The sequence below is a fragment of the Pseudomonas sp. F220 genome (assembly GCF_057813935.1).
Map to the genome: position 1 here is coordinate 190,775 of NZ_JBVASJ010000001.1, position 20,877 is coordinate 211,651.

The following is a 20,877-nucleotide window of genomic DNA, read 5'->3' on the forward strand; positions in this document are numbered from 1 at the left end:
TTGGATGAAGGGCGCAATTATGCTGGGGGAAAGTCAAAAGGGGAAACCTGCGAAGCGGACGCAGTTCACATCTATCGCACAGCTTCGAACTCATGGCCGCAGGCCAGGCAGTGACTCAGCCATTCGCCGAGGAACACATTGAGCTGGGCCTTCTCATCTGGCTGGTGCATGAACGCATTGGGATACGGATAAATGCCGCGAAAGCGTCGGGCATTTTCGGCACTGACAACCTCGGCCATGCGCGCGTCGTGGTAGACCTGAACTTCCAGTTGCGGGATCGGCAGCCATGGCAGGCTGTGTTCCTGACGCACTCGCAGGGTGGTGGTGTAAGGGCAGGCTAGCAGCACTTCAAGCGCCAGTACGCCGAGCATCTGGTCACCTTGGGTGACGGCAATACGCCGCGCGACAGGCTGGTTACGCATGTCTGGCAACAGACGCATCAATCGAGCGTAGTTCGCCTCACAGGAGGCTTGCAGCCCGACCAGATCAACTCGGTAGCGATCGCGCAACTTATTTACGACCATAGCCCCCTCACTTCAGCGCGGTTCAAAGCCAACCATTGCAAGGCAATGATGCTTGCCGCGTTGGAAATCCGTCCGTCGCGTACGGCTTGCAGGGCATCTTCGAACGCCCAGACCGTCACGCGGATATCTTCTGCCTCTTCCTCCAGCCCATGTAAGCCGCCGGCCCCAGTACTGTCACAACGCCCCAGAAACAGGTGTACGTATTCGGTGCTGCCACCCGGCGACGGAAAATACTGGATCATCGGCCAGAGTGCAGAGAACGTAAGTCCAGCTTCCTCCTGCGCTTCGCGGTGAGCAACTGCTTCCGGTTGCTCATCCTTGTCGATCAGACCAGCTACCAACTCAACCAGCCACGGATTGGCAGTCTTACCCATTGCACCGACGCGAAACTGTTCGATCAACACCACTTCATCACGCTGTGGATCGTAAGGCAGGACACAGACTGCATCGTGGCGAACAAAGAGCTCGCGACTGATCTCACGGCCCATGCCACCGGCAAACAGCTCATGGCGCAGATGCAGGCGATCAAGCTGATAAAAGCCTTGAAAGCATTTCTCGCGCCGAATGATATCGACGGCTGTCGGAGTGGCGTTGGCAACGTCAGTCATATCTATCCTCGTTCTTGCAGTCCGATCCGAGGATATCCCTCGACTTCGCGCCATCCTAACGCGCTCTCGCCTGTTGATGCAGCCCCTTTCCAGTTGCCGGGATAGACGGCTGCACCTAAACCAACTCTAATTAGCTTAGTGGCGAACTGACTGCTCCGCTGACAGTCGAAGCCGGTAACTTTTTGCCTTTCCCTGGTTTATGAAGGACGCACATGTCGCTTGTTAAAATCGCCTCCGTGGCCTGTATCGCCCTGACCTTAGGCGCCTGCCAAAGCCTGTTTCAGCCCAATTATCGGGCACCGCTGGAAACCACCCGCGATGCCTCGGAACAGATCAAACCGGGTTGCGACAATCCTGACTGCCCGCTGGTGAATATCGATACGCTGCACTTTCCCGCCGAGCCACAACTGGACGGCATCATCGAAAAGCGCCTGCTGCAAATGACCCGCACCTCACCGGACGCACCGCTGCCGGCGAGCCTCAAAGCTTATCAGGAGCAATTCCTGCGCGAGTCCGGCAGCAGCTACAGCAGCTATTTGCAGGCCAAGGTACGTGAGCAACATGACGGCTTGGTGATCATCGAGGTGTCCAGTTATCTGGACGCCGGCGGCGCCCACGGCCAGCCTGGACGCGGCTTCATCAACTACTCACGCCAGCAACACAAGGTGCTGAACCTGTCGGACATGCTCATGCCGGGTCAGGAAGAGGCATTCTGGAAGGCCGCTCAAGTCGCTCACAACAGCTGGCTGATCAACTCGAATCTGGATCGGGATCCGGACTTCGTGAAAAGCTGGCCATTCCAGAAAACTCCAAATGTCGCGTTGACCTCTGATGGGGTGATCCTCAAGTACAACGTGGACACCATTGCGCCCTACGCCATGGGTCTCATCGAACTGAAGATCGCCTACCCGCGCCTGAACGGCATCCTCAAGCCTGAACTGGTTCCCGGCCGTAACTGAAAGCCCGGCCCAGCACGAACTGCAACAGCCCTGCCAGTACCAGTGACGGCAGGGTTGCGCCGATCTCCGGATAGAGATTGGCCAGCAAGTGATAGGTGCTCACCCCGCCCAACCAGGCCAACAACGCCGGCCAGCGCAACGCTGACGACGCCACTTGTGCACTGCGTTTGCGCAGGATGAAGTGATCCATCAGCACCACACCGAACAGCGGCGCGAACACCGAGCCGATCAACAGCAGGAAGTTCTGGTACTGCGCCAATGGCGCAAAGCACGCGATCAGCGTGCAGATGACGCCGATAGCCAACGCCAGATGTTCGACCTTCAAGCGCAACAGAATCCCGCTGGAGACCGCCGCCGAGTGAATGTCGGCGAAGGCGTTTTCTGACTCGTCCAGCAGAATCAGCAGCAGCGGGATCCCCAAACCTGCACCGGCCAGCGCCAGCAACAAGGCATTCACTTCACCGCTCGGCGCGAACGCCAGGGTATAGGCCACGCCCAGGCTCATCAGCCAGAAGTTACCGATAAAGAACCCCAGAGCCGTACCACCGAACACGCTTTTGGCGCGCTTACCAAAACGCGAGTAGTCGGCAATCAACGGCAACCAGGACAGCGGCATGGCAATGGCGATGTCGAAACCCACCGCAAACGGCAGCGAACCATCACCGGCCTGCGCCCACAACGCGGCCAGATCAGCCTTGGCAAACAGATTCCAGGTCAGCCAGATGCAGGCCGCCAACAGCAGCCAGATGCCCCATTTGCGCAGGATCTGCCGCACAAAGGTCAGTGGCCCGCTCACCGCAAGCAAGGTTGCCAAGGCGCCGAACGCCAAGGTCCAGAGCAGCGGATTGGCCAACAAACTACCGTCGCTGAAAGCCCGTGCGCCGAGCAGGCTGGCGGCATCGCGCATGACGATAATTTCGAACGAACCCCAACCGATCAGCTGCAGCAGGTTCAACAACGCCGGCAGGCTCGCACCGCGAGTGCCGAGGCTGAGCTTGAGCGCAGCCATGGATGACAGACCGGTGTCGCTACCGATCACGCCGACAGCGGCCAGCAGCAGAACGCCTACCGCTGTGCCGAGAAAAATGGCCAGCAACGAACCGGACAGGCCCAAACCAGGCGCTAGCAACGCGCCGGTCTGCAACACCATCAGGCCAATGCCTAGGGAGAACCATAGGGAAAACAGATCGCGGCCGCCGAAGACACGTTTGTCGGTCGGCACCGCGATGTCGGGGGAGTAAGTACTGGGTTGAATGCTCAAGGGTGTTATCTCAGAGGGACATTTGTTGTTTTTTTGATCGCTATCGCGAGCAGGCTCGCTCCCACAGGGGATTTGTGAACGACACAGATCCAATGTGGGAGCGAGCCTGCTCGCGATGAGGCCTTTTCAGACCCCACCCTTTCAGGTCAGATCAAACCTTCTTGTACAGCTGACTGCCTTCTTTCTTGAACCGCTCGGACTGCTCGCGCATACCTTCTGCAACGTCTACATCGACGGCTTCAATCAGCTGGTTGGCCGCATACTCGCGGACTTCCTGAGTGATTTTCATCGAGCAGAATTTCGGCCCGCACATGGAGCAGAAATGCGCGACCTTGGCCGAATCCTTCGGCAGGGTTTCATCGTGGTACGAACGTGCGGTGTCCGGGTCCAGACCGAGGTTGAACTGGTCTTCCCAACGGAATTCGAACCGCGCCTTGCTCAAGGCGTTGTCGCGAATCTGTGCGCCCGGATGCCCTTTGGCCAAGTCCGCCGCGTGGGCCGCGATCTTGTAGGTAATGATCCCGGTCTTCACGTCATCCTTGTTCGGCAAGCCCAAGTGTTCCTTCGGCGTGACGTAGCAAAGCATGGCGCAACCGAACCAGCCGATCATCGCTGCACCGATGCCCGAGGTGATGTGGTCGTAACCTGGCGCGATGTCAGTGGTCAGCGGGCCGAGGGTGTAGAATGGCGCCTCGTCGCAGCACTCGAGCTGCTTGTCCATGTTCTCTTTGATCAACTGCATCGGCACGTGGCCCGGGCCTTCGATCATGGTTTGCACGTCGTGCTTCCAGGCGATCTTGGTCAGCTCGCCGAGGGTTTCCAGCTCACCGAATTGCGCTTCGTCGTTGGCATCGGCAATCGAACCCGGACGCAGGCCATCGCCCAGCGAGAAGCTGACGTCGTAGGCCTTCATGATTTCGCAGATGTCTTCGAAATGGGTGTAGAGGAAGTTTTCTTTGTGGTGCGCCAGGCACCACTTGGCCATGATCGAACCGCCACGGCTGACTATCCCGGTAACGCGTTTGGCAGTCATCGGCACATAGCGCAGCAACACACCGGCGTGGATGGTGAAGTAGTCGACGCCCTGTTCGGCCTGCTCGATCAGCGTGTCGCGGAACAGCTCCCAGGTCAGGTCTTCAGCGGCGCCGCCGACTTTTTCCAGTGCCTGATAAATCGGCACGGTACCAATCGGCACCGGCGAGTTGCGGATGATCCACTCGCGGGTTTCGTGAATGTGCTTGCCGGTGGACAGGTCCATGACCGTGTCCGAACCCCAGCGAATACCCCAGGTCAGTTTGGCCACTTCCTCTTCGATCGAAGAACCCAGCGCACTGTTGCCGATGTTGCCGTTGATCTTCACCAGGAAGTTACGGCCAATGATCATCGGTTCCAGTTCGACGTGGTTGATGTTCGCCGGGATGATCGCGCGACCGCGGGCGATTTCTTCACGAACGAATTCCGGGGTGATGATTTTCGGAACGCTGGCACCGAAGCTGTGGCCGGCGTGCTGTTGCTTCAGCAGTCCTGCAGAACGGGCCTCTTCAAGCTTCATGTTTTCGCGGATGGCGACGTATTCCATCTCCGCGGTGATGATGCCCTTGCGCGCGTAGTGCATTTGGCTGACGTTGGCACCGGCCTTGGCCCGACGTGGGTTGTTCACGTGGGCGAAACGCAGGGCAGTCAATTCCGCATCGGCGAGGCGTTCCTGGCCGAAGTTCGAGCTCAGGCCGGACAGGCGCTCGGTGTCGCCACGGGCGTCGATCCACGGCGAACGCACGTCGCCCAGACCTTTGCGCACATCGATGATCACGTTCGGGTCGGTGTAAGGGCCTGAGGTGTCATACACCACCACCGGCGCGTTGATCTCGCCACCGAACTCGGTCGGGGTGACATCGAGGCTGACTTCGCGCATTGGCACGAGGATGTCCGGGCGTGAGCCCTGGACGTAGATTTTTTGCGAGCGGGTAAAGGGCTGAACCGATTGCTGATCGACCTTGGCCGAATCACTTAAGTTAGCGGTGTTTTTTAGTTTTGTACTCATCACGGGCTCTCCAGACACACATCCAGGCAGTGGATTTTTTGTCGGAGCGAACCTGTAACGAATGGAAGCACTCATCGCACGAAAGTACGGGTGCTGTGCTCAATGCACGAGGGCTGTTCGATTGTCGAACAACATCCCGGACGAAGCACAAGAGGACTCGCCGGGTGACGAGAAATCTTGTTCCCTACGCAGGCATAAACCTGATCAGGTTCAACGGGATCCGAAATTATTCGATCTCAGCCTCATAGCAAGGCACCCCGACAAGAACTCGGCCAGTCTAGACACAACTCACAAAGAACGCCAATACCGGTGCAAACAGCGTGATGAATGGCGCAATTACAGGATTGTTGCCGCAAGCACGCGCTACTACACTCGCTACGCTGTGCCTGGCCTTGACGCTCTGCATCGCGCGCCGTAGCCTTGGCGTTTAAATTATCGTCGTAATATTCACTAGGGATCGCCTCATGCTGCGCAAACTCTCACTGGCCCTCGCCGTGTCTTGTGCGTCCAATGGAATGGCCTGGGCAGCAGAAGCGCCCTTATCGACCAAAACCGATCTGGTCAGCGTCTACCAGGAAGCGCTGGACAATAACGCCGATCTGGCCGCCGCCCGCGCCCAATATGGCGCGCAGAAAGAAGTCGTACCCCAGGCCCGCGCCGGTCTGTTGCCGAACCTTTCGGGTGACGCTGAAGTCGCCGACATCCGCACAAAAATCGACCAGCCGTCAGCCATCGCCAACCGCAGCGCCCACTTCTATCAAGCGACGCTGGCCCAGCCATTGTTCCGCGCCGATCGCTGGTTCCAGTTTCAGGCAGCCAAAGATGTCAACGAACAGGCATCGCTGCAACTCTCGGCGACCGAGCAGAACCTGATCCTGCAAAGTGCCGAAAACTACTTCAATGTACTGCGCAGTCAGGACAACCTGGCGTCGACCAAGGCCGAGGAAGCGGCCTTCAAGCGTCAGCTCGACCAGTCCAATGAGCGTTTCGATGTGGGCCTCTCGGACAAGACCGACGTACTACAATCGCAAGCGAGTTACGACACCGCACGCGCCAACCGAATTCTCGCCCAGCGTCAGGTGGATGACGCCTTCGAAGCGCTGATCACCCTGACCAACCGTCAGTACAACTCGATCCAGGGCATCGTCCACACCTTGCCGATCTTGCCGCCTGCGCCGAACGACGCCAAGGCCTGGGTCGACACCGCCGCCAAACAGAACCTCAATCTGCTGGCCAGCAACTACGCGGTGAGCGCCGCCGAAGAGACGCTCAAGCAGCGCAAGGCCGGGCACGCACCGACCCTCGACGCCGTGGCGCAGTACAAGACTGGTGACAACGATGCGCTGGGCTTCAGCAACCCGAGCCCCTTTGGACAGCCGTACGGTGGCACCGTCTCGCAAAGTACAGTCGGCCTGCAGTTGAACATTCCGATCTACAGCGGTGGGCTGACCAGCTCGCAGGTTCGTGAGTCGTACTCGCGGCTGGACCAGAGCGAACAGCAACGCGAAGCTCTGCGTCGGCAAGTGGTGGAAAGCACCCGGAATCTGCACCGAGCGGTGAACTCCGATGTCGAGCAGGTGCAAGCACGCCGGCAGTCGATCATCTCCAACCAGAGCGCGGTAGAAGCGACGGAAATCGGCTATCAGGTGGGCACGCGCAACATCGTCGACGTGCTCGATGCCCAGCGCCAGCTGTACACCTCGGTGCGCAACTATAACAACAGCCGCTACGACTACATCCTCGACAACCTGCGCCTGAAGCAGGCTGCCGGGACCTTGAGCCCAGGGGATTTGCAGGACCTGTCGCGTTACCTGAAGGCCGACTACAACCCGGACAAAGACTTCCTGCCACCGGACCTGGCCAAGGCTGCAGCGGAACAGCTGAAGGCTAATCCGGGGTATTGAGTTTTATCCCGGCAAAGATCAAAAGATCGGGCCGCGTTCGGACGATCTTTTTCGTAAAAACAACTCGGTCTAACGGTCGATCAACCGTCCCAACCCATCCAGCAAGCGCTTTAGCGCCCCCTGATTGGCACGCATCACCTTCAGCCCCGCCTCAGCCATCTTCTGCGCATCGCGCGGCAACTCGAACAGCCGCTGCACCGCCACCGCCAAACCTTGCGCATCGTCCACTTCCTGCAACGCTCCCGCCTCACGCAACAGCGCCGCGATTTCGAGGAAGTTGAACAGGTGCGGCCCGCTCAGCACCGGTTTGGCCAGCGCGGCCGGTTCCAACAGGTTATGCCCGCCGCTGGCAACCAGGCTACCGCCGACAAAGGCGCTGTCCGCCAGCGCATAGAGAAACAGCAGCTCGCCCATGGTGTCGCCGAGCAACACCGAAGTGTTCGCGGTGACCGGTTCAGCCGTGGAACGGCGCACCGTGGCAAAACCCTGCTGCCGACACAACTCGTACACCGAGTTGAAACGCTCCGGATGGCGCGGCACCAGAATCAGCAAGGCATCCGGATGGCTGGCGAGCAACTGTCGATGGGCCGCCAGCACCACGTCGTCTTCACCTTCATGGGTGCTGGCGGCGATCCACACCGGACGCTCTGCGGCTTGCCATTGGCCACGCAATTCGGTGGCGCGCACCAGCAACTGCGGATCGATGCTCAGATCGAACTTGATCGAGCCGGTCACCTCGACCGTTTCAGGCCTCGCACCAAGATCACGAAAACGCTGCGCCTCAGCCTCGGTCTGCACCGCGAACCAGCTCATTTCGCCGAGCATCGGCTGAGTCAGCTTTGCAAAACGACCATAGCCCTTGGCCGAACGCTGCGATAACCGTGCGTTGGCCAGCGCCACCGGAATCCCGCGCTTGGCGCATTGATGGATATGATTAGGCCAGAGCTCGGTTTCCATGATCACTGCCAATTTCGGTTGGACCCGATCGAGAAACCGCGCCGCCGCACAAGGCAAGTCGTACGGCAGATAGCAGTGTTGAATCTGCGGTTCGCCGGCGAACATCTCCCTGATCCGCTCCGAGCCGGTCGGGGTCATGCAGGTCACAGTGATCGGCAGCTGTGGATAACGTTCGAGCAAGGCGCGGATCATCGGTGCGGCGGCGATGCTTTCGCCCACGGAGACCGCGTGCACCCAGATCCCGCCTGGCCGCATCGTTGGCAGGCCGACGGAGAAACGTTCGCCAATCCGCTTGGCGTAGGCCGGCGCCTTGCGCGCCCGTAGCCACAGACGCAACGCCACCAACGGCAGCCCCAGATAAAACAGCAAGGTATAGAGAGTTCTATTCATGGCGGCGGAGTTTATCGGTTTTTTAGCCGATCGCCTGCAAGTGCACGGCAAAACGTTCCGCCAGCCAGCGCGCGGCCGGGCCAAGGGGTTCGTCGCGACGCCACACCAACTCCACCACCAGCGCCGGCGGGGTCCATTCGCTGAGCAGTTCGACCATCTGCCCCTGATACGACGGGTACTGCACCACATGGCGTGGCAACCAGGCCCAGCCCAGGCCACGCATCAGCCATTCGGCCATCACGTAAAAGCTGTCGGCGCGCCAGACCTGCGGGCTGGCCTGCTCGCTGCCGGGATAGACACTGGATTGCGTGGACATCAGCAACTGTCGATGCTGCGCCAGTTGCTGGCAGCTGACCTCGGCTTGAGCCGCCAGCGGATGCCCCACGCCGCACACCGTCACCATTTCGACACTGCCCAGCACCCGCCGCTCGAGGGCTTCGGGAATTTGGTCGTGATAAAACAGCAAACCCAGATCGGCTCGACGCTCCACTAGCTTGCGCGCCACATCGCCTTGGGCAGCGCTGGTCAGTTGCACTTCAAGGCTGGGAAATTGTTCGGCCAATGCTTCGAGGCTGTCGATCACCGGTTGATAGGGCATCGCCTCATCCTGCGCCAGCCGCAGACTAGCCTCCTCGCCACGCATCAACGCCAGGGCCCGACCGTTGAGGCGTTCGCACTGACGCAAGACTTCCCGGGCCTCTTCGAGCAGGGCATGGCCCGCTTCGGTCAATTTCGGCTGACGACCGCTACTGCGGTCGAACAGGCTGACGCCAAGGTCTTCCTCCAGCAAAGCGATGGCACTGCTGACCGCCGACTGTGCCTTGCGCTGGTTGCGGGCCGCCGCCGAAAACGAGCGTTGTTCGGCGACGCTGACAAACATTTGGATCTGTTCCAGATTCCACTGCACGCTCATGACCTAGCCCATCTTTAAATCAGATAGGTAATGACTTTACCCCATCTCAATAGTCTCTAGAATGCCGACCTCATCAAGCAGGCCAAAAACACGAGGAACCGCCCATGAACGCTTACTACTATCTGGCCATCGCCATCTGCGCCGAAGTGATCGCCACTGTTTCGATGAAAGCGGTCAAGGGCATCAGCACTCCGATCCCCCTGCTGTTGATCATCGTCGGTTATGGCATCGCCTTTTGGATGCTGACCCTGGTCGTGCGCACCATCCCCGTTGGCGTGACCTACGCGGTCTGGGCCGGCATGGGCATCGTGATGGTCAGCATTGCGGCGTTGTTTATCTACGGGCAGAAACTCGATATTCCGGCCATCATCGGCATGGGGATGATCGTTCTGGGCGTGGTGGTGATCCAGCTGTTCTCGAAAACTGCCGGACATTAAAGAACGCGACCGAACTGCTTTGTGTAGCAGCTGCCGAAGGCCGCGTCCGGCTGCGCAGCAGCCGTAGAACCTGAAGCTGCATTGTGTCGGTAAAATGAATTTGCCGATTCCGCGACCGCTTCGTCCGAATGCGGCCCAGATCGAACGCAGCCTCGGTAGCTGCTACAGAGGATCGCGGTGAATATGAATATGTATACTGCGCCCCTAGTCTTGAACACTGAGGTCGCTGCATGCCATCCGTTATTTCCACCGACGTTCTGATTGTCGGCGCCGGGGTTGCCGGCCTCTGGCTGAACGCACGCCTGCGTCGCCAGGGCTTTTCGACTGTGCTGGTGGAAAGCGCCAGCCTCGGCGGCGGGCAAAGCGTGAAGTCCCAAGGGATCATTCACGGCGGCGCCAAATACGCGCTGCACGGCGCGCTGACCGGTGCCTCTGAAGCCATCGCCGACATGCCACGCCGCTGGCGCGAAGCCCTGGCCGGAACCGGTGAGCTGGACCTGTCCGGCGTGCGCTTGCTCTCTGAAGCGCACTACCTCTGGTCCCCTGGCACGATTGCGGGCAACCTCACCAGTTTCTTCGCCAGCAAAGCCGTGCGCGGCCGGGTCGATCAGGTCAAGGGCGATCAGTTGCCGCCAGCACTGCAAGACCGCCGCTTCAAGGGCAAAGTCTATCGCCTGGCGGAGTTGGTGGTCGACGTGCCGAGCCTTATCGAACGCCTGGCCCAATTGGCCGGTGATGGCCTGCTGGCAGGTCAGACAATCGAACCTCTTCTGGACAACGGTGAACTGGTCGGGCTGCGGATCGACGGGCGGGAAATCCGCGCGCAACGCATTGTCCTCAGCGCTGGCGCCGGCAATGCCGACGTGCTCACGGCCTTGGGCCTGAACCAGCCGGCGATGCAACGTCGACCATTGCACATGATCATCGTCAAAGGCCCGACCCTGAAGCCACTGTACGCCCACTGCCTGGGTGGCGGGCCGAAGCCGCGAATCACCGTCACCACGCACCCGGCGGCCGATGGTCAGTGGGTCTGGTATCTGGGCGGTGATATTGCCGAAGCCGAAGGCGTCGCCCGCGAACCGGCCGCGCAAATCGCTGCAGCGCAGAAAGAACTCGGCAATCTGCTGCCGTGGGTCGACCTGAGCCAGGCGCAATGGGCAACCTTGCGGGTTGATCGGGCCGAGCCGGCGCAGTCGGGCCTGACCCGTCCAGACAACGCCTTCCTCGCCGAGCAGGATCGTCTGCTGGTGGGTTGGCCAACCAAACTGGCGTTGGCGCCGGACTTTGCTGATCGTGTACTGGCCGCGCTGGACCGAGACGGCATTCAACCAAGCCACCCGGCGGCCTTGCCCGAACTGCCAAAACCGCCGATGGCCCAACCGGCCTGGGAACAACTGCTGCCATGAGCCAACCCACATTGCACGACCTGCATCGCCCACTCGGCAGCACCGGCCTGCTGGTCTCGCCGCTGGGCCTGGGCACCGTCAAACTCGGTCGCGACCAAGGGGTGAAGTATCCCAACGGGTTTCAGATTCCCGACGATGACGAAGCGCGCATGCTGCTCAAATTGACCCGCGATCTGGGCATCAATTTGATCGACACCGCCCCGGCCTATGGCCGCAGCGAAGAGCGCCTCGGCCCGCTGCTGCGCGGCCAGCGGCAAGAGTGGGTGATCGTCAGCAAGGTTGGTGAAGAGTTCGCCAATGGCCTGTCGCACCACGACTTCAGCGCCAAACACACGCGCTTCTCGGTCGAGCGTAGCCTGCAACGCCTGGAAACCGATTTTATCGATCTGGTGCTGGTGCACTCAGACGGCAACGACTTGGCCATTCTCAATGACAGCGAGGTCTATCAGACCCTTGCCGAGCTGAAACGCGAAGGCAAAATTCGTGGTTTCGGTTTTTCCGGCAAGACTGTCGACGGCGGTTTGAAGGCTCTGGAACAAGGCGATTGCGCCATGGTCACCTACAATCTCAACGAACAGGCTGAGCTGCCGGTCATCGACTATGCTGCCGCCCACGGCAAAGGCATTCTGGTGAAAAAGGCCTTGGCCAGCGGTCATGCCTGCTTGAGCCCGGGAGTTGACCCGGTCCGCGCCAGCTTCGAATTGCTGTTTGAGCATCCCGGTGTTGCCAGTGCTATTGTCGGGACAATTAATCCGCTGCACCTCGCCCACAACGTGGCGACTGTCGCGCAGGTTTTGCGCAGAAACTGACGCCGCTGACGCGGCCGCCCCCGACGCAAGAAGGAGCTGAGATGCCGCGCACGCTCATTAGAAAGAACCCCAGCAACTTCAAAACCCTGCCCCTGATCGTCGAAGCGACTCCCGAAGGCCTGAACTATCAGAGCCTCGGGATGCCGCTTAATTTTTCGCAAACCCTGCAGCGTCGTCGTCCGGTGGCCGTCGCTGATGCGGAGCGTTTCTCACTCGAACTGGCCAACCTCGGGGTATCGGTTCGCCTGACCCTGCACTGGCAGAATCGCGATTACTGGGTATTGGTTCGTCAGCGTCGTCAGGACCGTGGCGACGTAGTGCTCAAGTTGATCTCTGGTTATGTACCAGCCCACGAATTGAACCTGCCGCTGCACACCGCGATCCAGGAGATTGCGGAAGAGTGCCTGCTGGAAACTCCGGAAGGCTGGCTCAGCGGGCGCTTCAACGACACCTGGCTGCCGGCACCTTATGCGACGGCGCTGCATTACCGCGAAGCCCTGCCCTTTCGTCTGACGCCGTTGTCGGGCGCGGCGCGCCCGGTGCGTTGCGCCAAGATGCAACTGATCGAACGGCCAAGAGCCTACGTTCATTTGCCTACGGCTTCGCTGCAGTTGATTTACGATTTGCGTCTGGAGGTGCCAAGAGAAGCCAAATCCCTGAGCCTGTTCCACGTCGATGAGCGTCTGGAGGGGGATCAACTGGTCGCTCGCCTGGACCGCAAACGGCCTGACTTGTACCTGATGCCGCTTGAGGATGGTCAGCCCCTGGCGGAGCTCTATACCTTGAAAAAGGATCATCTATACCCGGCCAGCACCCGTGGTCTGTATCTGGCAGAAAGCTTTGCCCTGCAGGAAGGCTGGCTAGTACGCGATGAGCGGATTCGCTGGAAGGACTGGCTCAAGCAGCAAGGTTTGAGCCAACCGGGCAAGGATTCGGGCTTCAAACGCCTGACCAGCAAGGCCAGGCAACTGCTGAAGAAGATGGTGCCGAGGAGCGCTGCGCGCTAAACGCAAAAGATCACTCGGACTTGCGGATTTTCTCGACGATAGCGGTGGTCGAACTGTTCTCAACCAGCCCCAGCACCTTCACCGTGCCGCCATAGGCGGTGACGATATCGGCACCGACAACCTGGTCAATACCGTAATCGCCACCCTTGACCAGCACATCCGGCTTGACCTGAGCCAGCAGGTTTTCAGGCGTGCCCTCAGGGAAGCTGATTACCCAGTCCACCGCGCCCAGACCCGCCAATACCGCCATGCGCCGGTCGACGCTATTGATCGGTCGACCCGGCCCTTTCAGGCGGCTGACCGAAGCATCGTCATTGACCGCAACGATCAAGCGATCACCTTGCGCCCGGGCTTGCTCGAGATAGGTCACGTGCCCGGCATGCAGGATGTCGAAACAACCGTTGGTAAAGACAATTTTCTCTTTATGCGCACGCGCATCGTCGATCGCCAGCAACAACTGGTCGAGGCTCAACACACCGCGCTCGGAGCCTTCCTCACGCTGGATGGCGCGACGCAGTTCCGGCGCGCTGATCGCCGCCGTACCCAACTTGCCGACCACGATGCCTGCCGCCAGATTGGCCAGCGCCACGGCATGCGGCAACTCTTCACCGGCAGCGATAGCCGCTGCCAAGGTGGAAATCACTGTGTCACCGGCACCGGTGACGTCGAACACTTCACGAGCACGAGCCGGCAAATGCAATGCCGGGTGATCGGGGCGTAACAGCGTCATCCCATGTTCGCCACGGGTCACCAGTAAAGCGCCCAGCTCGAGGTCGTGCATCAGTTTGGCGCCCTTGGTCACCAACTCATGCTCATCGGCGCAACCACCAACGATGGTTTCGAACTCACTGAGATTTGGCGTAATCAGGCTCGCACCGCGATAGATCGAAAAGTCTTTACCTTTCGGATCAGCCAGCACCGGAATGCCACGCGCGCGCGCAGCCTGGATCAGCACCTGATGATTCTTCAACGCACCTTTGCCGTAGTCAGACAACACCAGCACCTTGATGCCTTCAAGTAGGCCGTCGACCTCGGCAGCCAATGCCAGCGCATCGGTGGCGAAGGGTTCTTCGAAGTCGATCCGCAGCAGTTGCTGGTGACGACTCATGACCCGCAGCTTGACGATGGTTGGCTGGTGGGGGATGCGCTGGAACAGCGCCCGCACACCTGCGCCACGCAAGCTGTTGGCCAGGCTATCGGCGGCCTCGTCATCACCGGTCACACCGACCAGTGAAGCGGGAGCACCGAGAGCGGCAATGTTCAAGGCAACGTTGGCGGCCCCGCCGGGGCGGTCCTCGATTTGCTCGACCTTGACCACCGGCACCGGCGCCTCAGGGGAAATCCGTGAGGTACCACCATGCCAGTAACGGTCGAGCATGACATCGCCGACCACCAAGACAGGGGCTTGATCGAATCGCGGCATGGACAACTTCATGGAGCAACCCACATACAAAATGAACAGGGGCGCGATATTAACACAGGGTGAACGCTACCTAGTTCGACGGCTTCAATGGGCTTGAATCACACGAAACATTTGCTCATTTTTTGAGCAAAACATCCATCACCCCCTGGATAGCATCCGACAGCTCCACCTCGTCAGTATTGATCTCACAGTCAGCCTGCTGCGGCACTTCGTAAGGGCTGTCGAGGCCGGTGAAGTCCTTGAGCCGCCCTTGCAGCGCTGCTTGATACAAACCTTTGGGGTCACGCCGGGCGCAGACATCGAACGGAGTGCTCACATAGACCTCAAGAAACTCATCCGTCCGGAACAAGGCGCGGGCCGCCGAACGATCGGCACGGAACGGTGAAATCGCCGAGACAATCACAATCAACCCGGCGTCGACCATCAACCGCGCCACCTCGGCAATGCGCCGGATATTTTCCTTGCGCGCCTCCGGGCTCATGCCCAGGTCATTGCATAACCCGTTGCGCACGTTATCGCCGTCGAGCACAAAGGTGTGCAAACCATGCTCATTGAGCTTCAGCTCAAGGGCATTGGCCAGGGTCGACTTGCCGGCACCGGACAGTCCCGTCAGCCAGACACAACTCGGCTGCTGATGCTTGAGCACAGCCCGGGCGGCCGTCGACAGCGACAACGCATAGGGGCGTATCTGTGGAAGTTGTTCGTAGATAGACGACGATTTATTCATAGCCGAGCAACTCATAGTCACGTTGGTAGACACGTCGCACCAAACGGCGGGTGCGTACCGAGCAAAAATCACGAGCGGGCGCCAATTGGCGATGCTTAGAGCCATTCCGATGGGGTAATGGCGAGACAACCCCTAAATGCTCAGAAAGCAGTTGGAAGTCACGATCCAGATGCTCCTGATACCCCACGAAATCCATCGCCATATGTCCCATGGAGTCGATCAGGAAGTCGGTCTGGGGAGCGAAATGCAGCGGCTTCTGGATATTCTCTGGATTCAGCCAGCGACCGATGAAGTCATCGAAATCACGGTAATGGCTGACCAGCGCCTAGGCCGCTCGGTCGCGCCGCCCCAGTTCGTTGCCACGCAGGAAAGCGTAGGCCGAATAGGCCCGCTCCAAAGGGTCACGAACGAAGGCGAATTTGAAACTGCGGGAAAACTGCTCGGGAAATTACTGCTCATACCAATACAGCGGCAAATGCCCAGGCATCCAGCCGTCGAATAGCGCGGAGCAAATGCTGCTCCCGGCACACTTGGGGATGTGAATGAACACACAGGAGCGCTGCTGGAAAGCCTGAGGGAAGCGCACATTGGCCGACATCGACTTGTTCACGACTTGCCGATCCACAACCGACAAACGCCCCAGCAGGAACGTTCGTTGCTGTTTGGGTAATAACTTCCATAAAAAGCGCTGCAACATTCCGGTACCCACGCGAGGCGGATAGCCACCCCGAAGCCAATGATTCAGGCTTGAACCGTATCAGGCGAAATGCGGAAATTTATTTAGACATAGTCAAGAGTGTAAGGATCTGGATATAAATGCCCTGAGCGCGTTGCACGCCGAGGCGGTTTCAGGGTGAGCATGGCTCACCCTGAAGTGGGTATCAGACGATACCTTGTGGTGCGGGCTCATCGAGGCCCAGTGCATTCAATCGAGCGTAATAGCCATTCTTCGCCAGAAGCTCGGAATGGGTACCGCGCTCGACAATCCGGCCCTGATCCATGACCAGGATCAGGTCGGCTTTTTCAATGGTCGACAAACGGTGGGCTATCACCAGCGTCGTACGGCCTTTCATCACCTGATCCAGAGCTGCCTGAATATGCCGCTCGGACTCGGTATCAAGGGCTGACGTCGCCTCGTCGAGAATCAACAGCGGAGCGTTTTTCAACAGCGCGCGGGCAATCGCAAGACGCTGACGCTGGCCGCCGGACAACAGCACACCGTTCTCGCCAACCTGGGTGTCCAGGCCTTGAGGCAACTGCGCAATGAAGTCCATGGCATAGGCATCCGTCGCTGCTTTCTCGATATCTTCACGGGGAGCACCAGCAAGGTCTCCGTAGGCAATGTTGTTGGCCACCGTGTCACTGAACAAGGTGACATGCTGCGTCACTTGAGCGATATGCCGACGCAGGTTCAGCAGTTTGTACTGCTCGACCTCAGTCCCATCGAGAAGAATCTCGCCTTTATCGTGGTGATAGAAACGCGGAATCAGATTGGCCAGGGTCGATTTACCACTCCCTGAACGGCCAACCAGGGCGATCATTTGCCCCGGGTCGGCAGAAAAGCTGATGTCATCGAGCACCTGACGGTCGGTACCCGGGTAGGTGAAGCTGAGGTGACGCACCTCGAGTCGACCCGTGACAGAGTCACGCTCAATACTGCCTTTGTCGATTTCGGGCTCCACATCCAATTGCTCGAAAATGCTCTCGGCACCGGCAACGCCCTTCTGGATCGTCGAGCTGACTTCCGAAAGCTGCCGAATCGGTTTAGGCAGCAAGCCGGCAAGGGTGATGTACGCCACCAAGTCGCCCGCCGACGCATCACCGCGCAGGGCCAACACCAGGAACATCAGCACCGCCATGGCGGTGTAGATCACCAGCTGCAGCATCGGCGTGTAGATGGCGCTGGTACGGGTCATGCGCAGCTGCTTGTCGGTGTTGCTCTGGCTCGCGCGCTCGAAACGGTCGCGCTCATAGATTTCACCGCCGAAGCTGCGGACCACGCGATAACCCTGGATGGTCTCGGAGGCCACGTGGGTCACGTCGCCCATCGCCACCTGGATCTTCTTGCTCTGCTTGCGGAACTTGGAGCTGGCGCGGCTCACCATGAACGCAATCAGCGGCAGGATGGCAACCATCACCAGCGTCAGGCGCCAGTTCATGATCAGCAGGGAGATAAACAGGAACACAACCGTCATGCCCTCCCGGAATACGACCTTGATCGCATCTGTCGCCGCTCCCGTGACCATGGTCACGTTGAACGTGATGCGTGAAATCAGGTGCCCGGAGTTGTGCTTATCGAAGTAACGATTCGGCAGCACAAGCAGGTTGTTGAACAGCTGCACTCGCAAATCATGAACCAGGCCCAACGAGACCTTGGCCAGGAAGAAGTTGCCCAGGAATGAACCGGCGCCCTGCCACGCGGCGATCAGAATAATCAGCAAAGGGACGGCATGCATCAATGGCATATCGCGCAGATAGGGTATCGAGGGGAACAACGCGGCCTCGGGATTGGACAGGCCATCGACGAAATACTTGAGCACGTAGCCAAGCATCGGCTGAGTCGACGCGAAAATCAGGAAGCCGACAATACTCAGCATGAACAGGCCGATGTAAGGCCGTACGTAACCGAGGAGTCGGAAGTAGATTTTCAAGCTCGAAGGGCTTGCGGAGAGACTGGAGTCGGTCATATCACGCGAAGTTTTCAAAAAAAGGACGCTGACTTTATCACAGGTTCCTCCGGTCTCAGCCGGGATCGTTCGAACCGGTGGCTCGCTGGCAATATTCCGGCGGACCAGGGTAGACAGATACGTTAGTATTGCCGGCCCTTAATCGGAATACAGTTCAGTATGCCATTCAGCAGGATCAACACCAACGCGACCCGGGTTTTCGATTTCATCTGCCTGTGGGTGCTGCCGCTCGGCTTTTTTCTTTTGCTTTGCGGGCTGTTTTTTCTGCCTACGCGCGGTGTCTATCAAAAGCTGTTCTACGGCCTCGTGAGCGCCCCCGCTCTGATCGCCCTGTGCATACGCCCCGGCGAACTGAAGACCATCTTGCGAGAGCCGCTGGTTCAGGCATTCCTGCTTTATTCCGGGTGGGCGCTACTGTCGCTGAACTGGAGCCCTACGCAAGCCAGCCTGACGAGCCTGGCAAAACCACCACTGTATATTTTCATGCTCTTTGCCGGTGCCAGCCTCCTGCTGCGCTACCGCGCCGAAAGCCTCAAGCCCGTCCTGCTGGCCGCGGCCCTGATTGCGTTGGCCGCCAGCGTGTTCAATCTTTATATTTTCCTGTCGCACTATGCACCGGGCGATCGGATGATCGGCGGGGGGGCCTTTGACAACCCCTTGCTCAGCTCCCACCTGTTCGGCTTTTTCTGCACCTACTGGTTTTTTCTGGGCATGACCGTGCGCAATCCGAAGCTGCTGCTCGGCATTGTCCCTGCCTTCCTGATCATGTTCGCGGCCGTCCTGGCAACCAGCTCCAGAACACCTCTGGTTGCCATCGTCATGGCAGGCCTCTGGCTGGCATTCATTTGCTGGAACCGTCGCTCACTGTTGCTGCTGGCCATCATGGGCATCACTGCCGCAAGCGTGCTGGCCACTTTCCCGGACATGATCCTGGCGCGCGGCGACTCCTACCGCTTCGAAATCTGGAGACAGGCGCTGCATCTGATCGCTGATACGCCCTGGATTGGTCATGGCTATGACGCGACCCTGAGCATCTATCCGGAGGCTGGGTATGCCTTCAGCGAACCCCACAATTTTGCCTTGGGCGTACTCTTCTATGTCGGCATCATCGGGTTCCTGCCTTGGCTGGCCATGCAGCTTCGAGGGCTGTTCGACTGCTGGCGCCAGCGCTCGCAACCGCTGTTTATCCTGGCGTCGACCCTGATGGTATTCGGTATCGGGGCCAGCCTGACGGAGGGTGGCGATATCCTGTACACCCCCAGGGAGCATTGGTTCCTGCTGTGGATTCCACTGGCACTGATGGCTGCGCTGAGCATTGCCCAGCGTACGAATCGTCTGTCGAGGCTTTCGGTTCGCAGCCTCGCTGCCGACGACGCTCAACGCATGACAGTCAACGCTCAGGTGGTCGAAGAAGACGGCCTAGGGCCTAAAGTCCTCAAACTCGAGGATGGCAGCTTTCTGAAGCTGTTCCGTGCCCGCTGCTGGTATACCTATGGCAGCTTCTACCCCTATTCCGAGCGCTTCGCCGAAAACAGCCAACGCCTGGCCCGTACAGGCCTGAATACCCCAGCGATCCTCGAGCTGTACCGCATGCCCGATGGCAGCAGCGCCGTACGCTACCAGCCCCTGTCAGGCAGAACCTTGCGCCAGGTGCTGCAAGCCATGCCCAGCGTGAGCATTCGCCAGGCACTGGTGCAACGTTTCGGGCGCTTTCTGGCAGAACTGCACGAACGCGGGGTCTATTTCCGCTCATTGCACCTTGGCAACGTTCTTTTGCTGGAGGACGGCGAGTTCGGCCTGATCGATCTGGCCGACTTGCGCCTCCTGCACTCGCCCTTGAGCCTGGAACTTCGTCGACGCAACCTGTGCCATATGCAGCGTTACACGGAAGACCGCCGCTGGCTGTTCGACGCGCATTTTACCGATCTGCTTCAGGGCTACGCCGTCCTGGCACCGGACAACGCAGTTAAATGCATGCACAAGCAAGTGCATTCCCTTGGCTTGGCGAGCTGATTGAACCTGCGGTGCCTCCTCGCTACTGCCGGCACATTATCCGAACAGGCCGTAGCGAAGGCGCGCAGCCAGTCGGCCCAGGAGTTGTCGGGTCTTGAGCTTGGGCTTGCGCACCACCTGCTCGATATCACTCATGACCATCAGGCTCTGCCGGGCCAGCAGGGGCCGCACAAGGAACGCGCGAGTCGTGGGCAGGAGGCTTTCCGAGTAATACCAGTCGAGCGGCAACCCACTGAGAGGGGCCTCCTGCAGGATCCGATCATAGAGCTCCGCCCTGACCACGTAGGCATGAGCCAGGCGCACCCGGTTGACCGCCACCAGGTTGGCTGAAACCTTGCGCGCCTGCCCACCCTTCTTCAGCGTGCCCCCCAGGTACAGCATGGTCCAATCCCGCGACGACAACTGTGCCGGCACCCGCCGCAGGACCGCAGGCGCATAGGACTCAAACTCGCAATCGTCCTCCAGGACCAGCACCTGCGGCCAGCCGCGAGCCTTGGCCATGGCAATCACCGCAAGATGGCTGCGCATGCAGGCCCAGGTAGCGCGCAACTTGTGTTCGAACCTGTCGCTGTCACCATCGACGCGCAGCAGAAATTCGCGCAGTTGCGGCGAGGGAGGGTCATCGCCCAACCGATGCATCGACACCGCGCTGAAGCGCTCGGCCTGCAGCCCCAGACTGTGCAAGTGTGCCTGTATGCGGGCCCAGCGATCCTTCCTGCTGTCGAGATTGATGACGCAGGCATGTGCAAAAGGCCAAATCATTTCCGTTCACCACCGCAACCGTGATTATTAATGTGCATGGCCTGACTCT

Annotated in this window: 17 protein-coding genes, 1 pseudogene and 1 riboswitch; of the genes and pseudogenes, 7 read left to right on the forward strand and 11 right to left on the reverse strand. The window is 59.5% G+C overall.

Annotated features, from left to right (window positions below; translation table 11 throughout):
* Positions 1–71: 71 nt before the first annotated feature.
* The gene (locus tag ACZYSM_RS00855; protein ID WP_489067925.1) at positions 72–524 is read right to left on the reverse strand and encodes a DUF1249 domain-containing protein; all 453 of its coding nucleotides are present in this window, start codon (positions 522–524) and stop codon (positions 72–74) included.
* Positions 515–1,132, reverse strand: a complete 618-nt coding sequence (locus ACZYSM_RS00860; RefSeq protein WP_489067927.1) for an NUDIX domain-containing protein — start codon at positions 1,130–1,132, stop codon at positions 515–517. Before ACZYSM_RS00860 ends, ACZYSM_RS00855 begins: the two co-directional genes overlap by 10 nt.
* Before the next feature lie 212 nt (positions 1,133–1,344).
* Here ACZYSM_RS00860 and ACZYSM_RS00865 point away from each other — a divergent pair, with 212 nt between their 5' ends.
* Positions 1,345–2,091 (forward strand): RsiV family protein, encoded by a 747-nt coding sequence (locus ACZYSM_RS00865; protein ID WP_489067929.1) that lies wholly within the window; start codon positions 1,345–1,347, stop codon positions 2,089–2,091.
* Here ACZYSM_RS00865 and cytX read toward each other — a convergent pair.
* A complete protein-coding gene (gene cytX / locus ACZYSM_RS00870) occupies positions 2,060–3,352 on the reverse strand; it encodes a putative hydroxymethylpyrimidine transporter CytX (protein WP_489067931.1) in 1,293 nt (430 codons plus the stop codon). The two genes, ACZYSM_RS00865 and cytX, sit on opposite strands and share 32 nt — an antisense overlap.
* 151 nt (positions 3,353–3,503) lie before the next feature.
* Positions 3,504–5,393, reverse strand: a complete 1,890-nt coding sequence (gene thiC / locus ACZYSM_RS00875) for a phosphomethylpyrimidine synthase ThiC (RefSeq protein WP_489067933.1) — start codon at positions 5,391–5,393, stop codon at positions 3,504–3,506.
* Between the two features lie 164 nt (positions 5,394–5,557).
* Positions 5,558–5,663: riboswitch (TPP riboswitch) on the reverse strand.
* 194 nt (positions 5,664–5,857) lie between these two features.
* On the opposite strand from thiC, the gene ACZYSM_RS00880 reads away from it, so the two are divergent.
* Positions 5,858–7,297 (forward strand): TolC family outer membrane protein, encoded by a 1,440-nt coding sequence (locus tag ACZYSM_RS00880; protein WP_489067935.1) that lies wholly within the window; start codon positions 5,858–5,860, stop codon positions 7,295–7,297.
* 69 nt (positions 7,298–7,366) lie between these two features.
* On the opposite strand, the gene waaA is transcribed toward ACZYSM_RS00880, so the two are convergent.
* Both waaA and ACZYSM_RS00890 read right to left on the reverse strand, forming a co-directional pair.
* Complete coding sequence (waaA, locus tag ACZYSM_RS00885; protein WP_489067937.1) at positions 7,367–8,644, reverse strand: lipid IV(A) 3-deoxy-D-manno-octulosonic acid transferase; 1,278 nt, start codon at positions 8,642–8,644, stop codon at positions 7,367–7,369.
* A gap of 22 nt (positions 8,645–8,666) precedes the next feature.
* Positions 8,667–9,557 (reverse strand): LysR family transcriptional regulator, encoded by an 891-nt coding sequence (locus ACZYSM_RS00890; RefSeq protein ID WP_489067939.1) that lies wholly within the window; start codon positions 9,555–9,557, stop codon positions 8,667–8,669.
* 104 nt (positions 9,558–9,661) lie between these two features.
* On the opposite strand from ACZYSM_RS00890, the gene ACZYSM_RS00895 reads away from it, so the two are divergent.
* The 4 genes from ACZYSM_RS00895 to ACZYSM_RS00910 all read left to right on the forward strand — a co-directional run bounded on the left by ACZYSM_RS00895 (position 9,662) and on the right by ACZYSM_RS00910 (position 13,216).
* Positions 9,662–9,994, forward strand: coding sequence for a DMT family transporter (locus ACZYSM_RS00895; protein WP_489067941.1), 333 nt, complete (start codon positions 9,662–9,664; stop codon positions 9,992–9,994).
* 230 nt (positions 9,995–10,224) lie between these two features.
* On the forward strand, positions 10,225–11,400 hold the full coding sequence (locus tag ACZYSM_RS00900; RefSeq protein ID WP_489067943.1) for an NAD(P)/FAD-dependent oxidoreductase: 1,176 nt from the start codon (positions 10,225–10,227) through the stop codon (positions 11,398–11,400).
* Positions 11,397–12,209: an aldo/keto reductase gene (locus tag ACZYSM_RS00905; RefSeq protein ID WP_489067945.1), complete on the forward strand. Its 813-nt coding sequence runs from the start codon at positions 11,397–11,399 to the stop codon at positions 12,207–12,209. Before ACZYSM_RS00900 ends, ACZYSM_RS00905 begins: the two co-directional genes overlap by 4 nt.
* Positions 12,210–12,250: 41 nt before the next feature.
* A complete protein-coding gene (locus tag ACZYSM_RS00910) occupies positions 12,251–13,216 on the forward strand; it encodes a metal ABC transporter ATPase (RefSeq protein WP_489067947.1) in 966 nt (321 codons plus the stop codon).
* Positions 13,217–13,226: 10 nt separating this feature from the next.
* Here the strand turns inward: ACZYSM_RS00910 and hldE are convergent, their stop codons facing one another.
* The 4 genes and pseudogenes from hldE to msbA form a co-directional block, all read right to left on the reverse strand.
* A complete protein-coding gene (gene hldE, locus ACZYSM_RS00915) occupies positions 13,227–14,651 on the reverse strand; it encodes a bifunctional D-glycero-beta-D-manno-heptose-7-phosphate kinase/D-glycero-beta-D-manno-heptose 1-phosphate adenylyltransferase HldE (protein WP_489067949.1) in 1,425 nt (474 codons plus the stop codon).
* A 103-nt stretch (positions 14,652–14,754) separates the two neighbouring features.
* Positions 14,755–15,366, reverse strand: a complete 612-nt coding sequence (cysC, locus tag ACZYSM_RS00920) for an adenylyl-sulfate kinase (RefSeq protein WP_489067951.1) — start codon at positions 15,364–15,366, stop codon at positions 14,755–14,757.
* Positions 15,359–16,063: pseudogene (locus ACZYSM_RS00925) on the reverse strand (sulfotransferase family 2 domain-containing protein). The gene cysC and the pseudogene ACZYSM_RS00925 overlap by 8 nt, the downstream one beginning before the upstream one ends.
* A 184-nt stretch (positions 16,064–16,247) precedes the next feature.
* The gene (gene msbA / locus ACZYSM_RS00930) at positions 16,248–18,053 is read right to left on the reverse strand and encodes a lipid A export permease/ATP-binding protein MsbA (RefSeq protein WP_489068271.1); all 1,806 of its coding nucleotides are present in this window, start codon (positions 18,051–18,053) and stop codon (positions 16,248–16,250) included.
* 159 nt (positions 18,054–18,212) lie between these two features.
* Between msbA and ACZYSM_RS00935 the strand changes: the two genes are divergently transcribed.
* The gene (locus ACZYSM_RS00935; protein ID WP_489067953.1) at positions 18,213–20,066 is read left to right on the forward strand and encodes an O-antigen ligase family protein; all 1,854 of its coding nucleotides are present in this window, start codon (positions 18,213–18,215) and stop codon (positions 20,064–20,066) included.
* 36 nt (positions 20,067–20,102) lie between these two features.
* Here the strand turns inward: ACZYSM_RS00935 and ACZYSM_RS00940 are convergent, their stop codons facing one another.
* A complete protein-coding gene (locus ACZYSM_RS00940; protein WP_489067955.1) occupies positions 20,103–20,828 on the reverse strand; it encodes a glycosyltransferase family 25 protein in 726 nt (241 codons plus the stop codon).
* Positions 20,829–20,877: the final 49 nt, after the last annotated feature.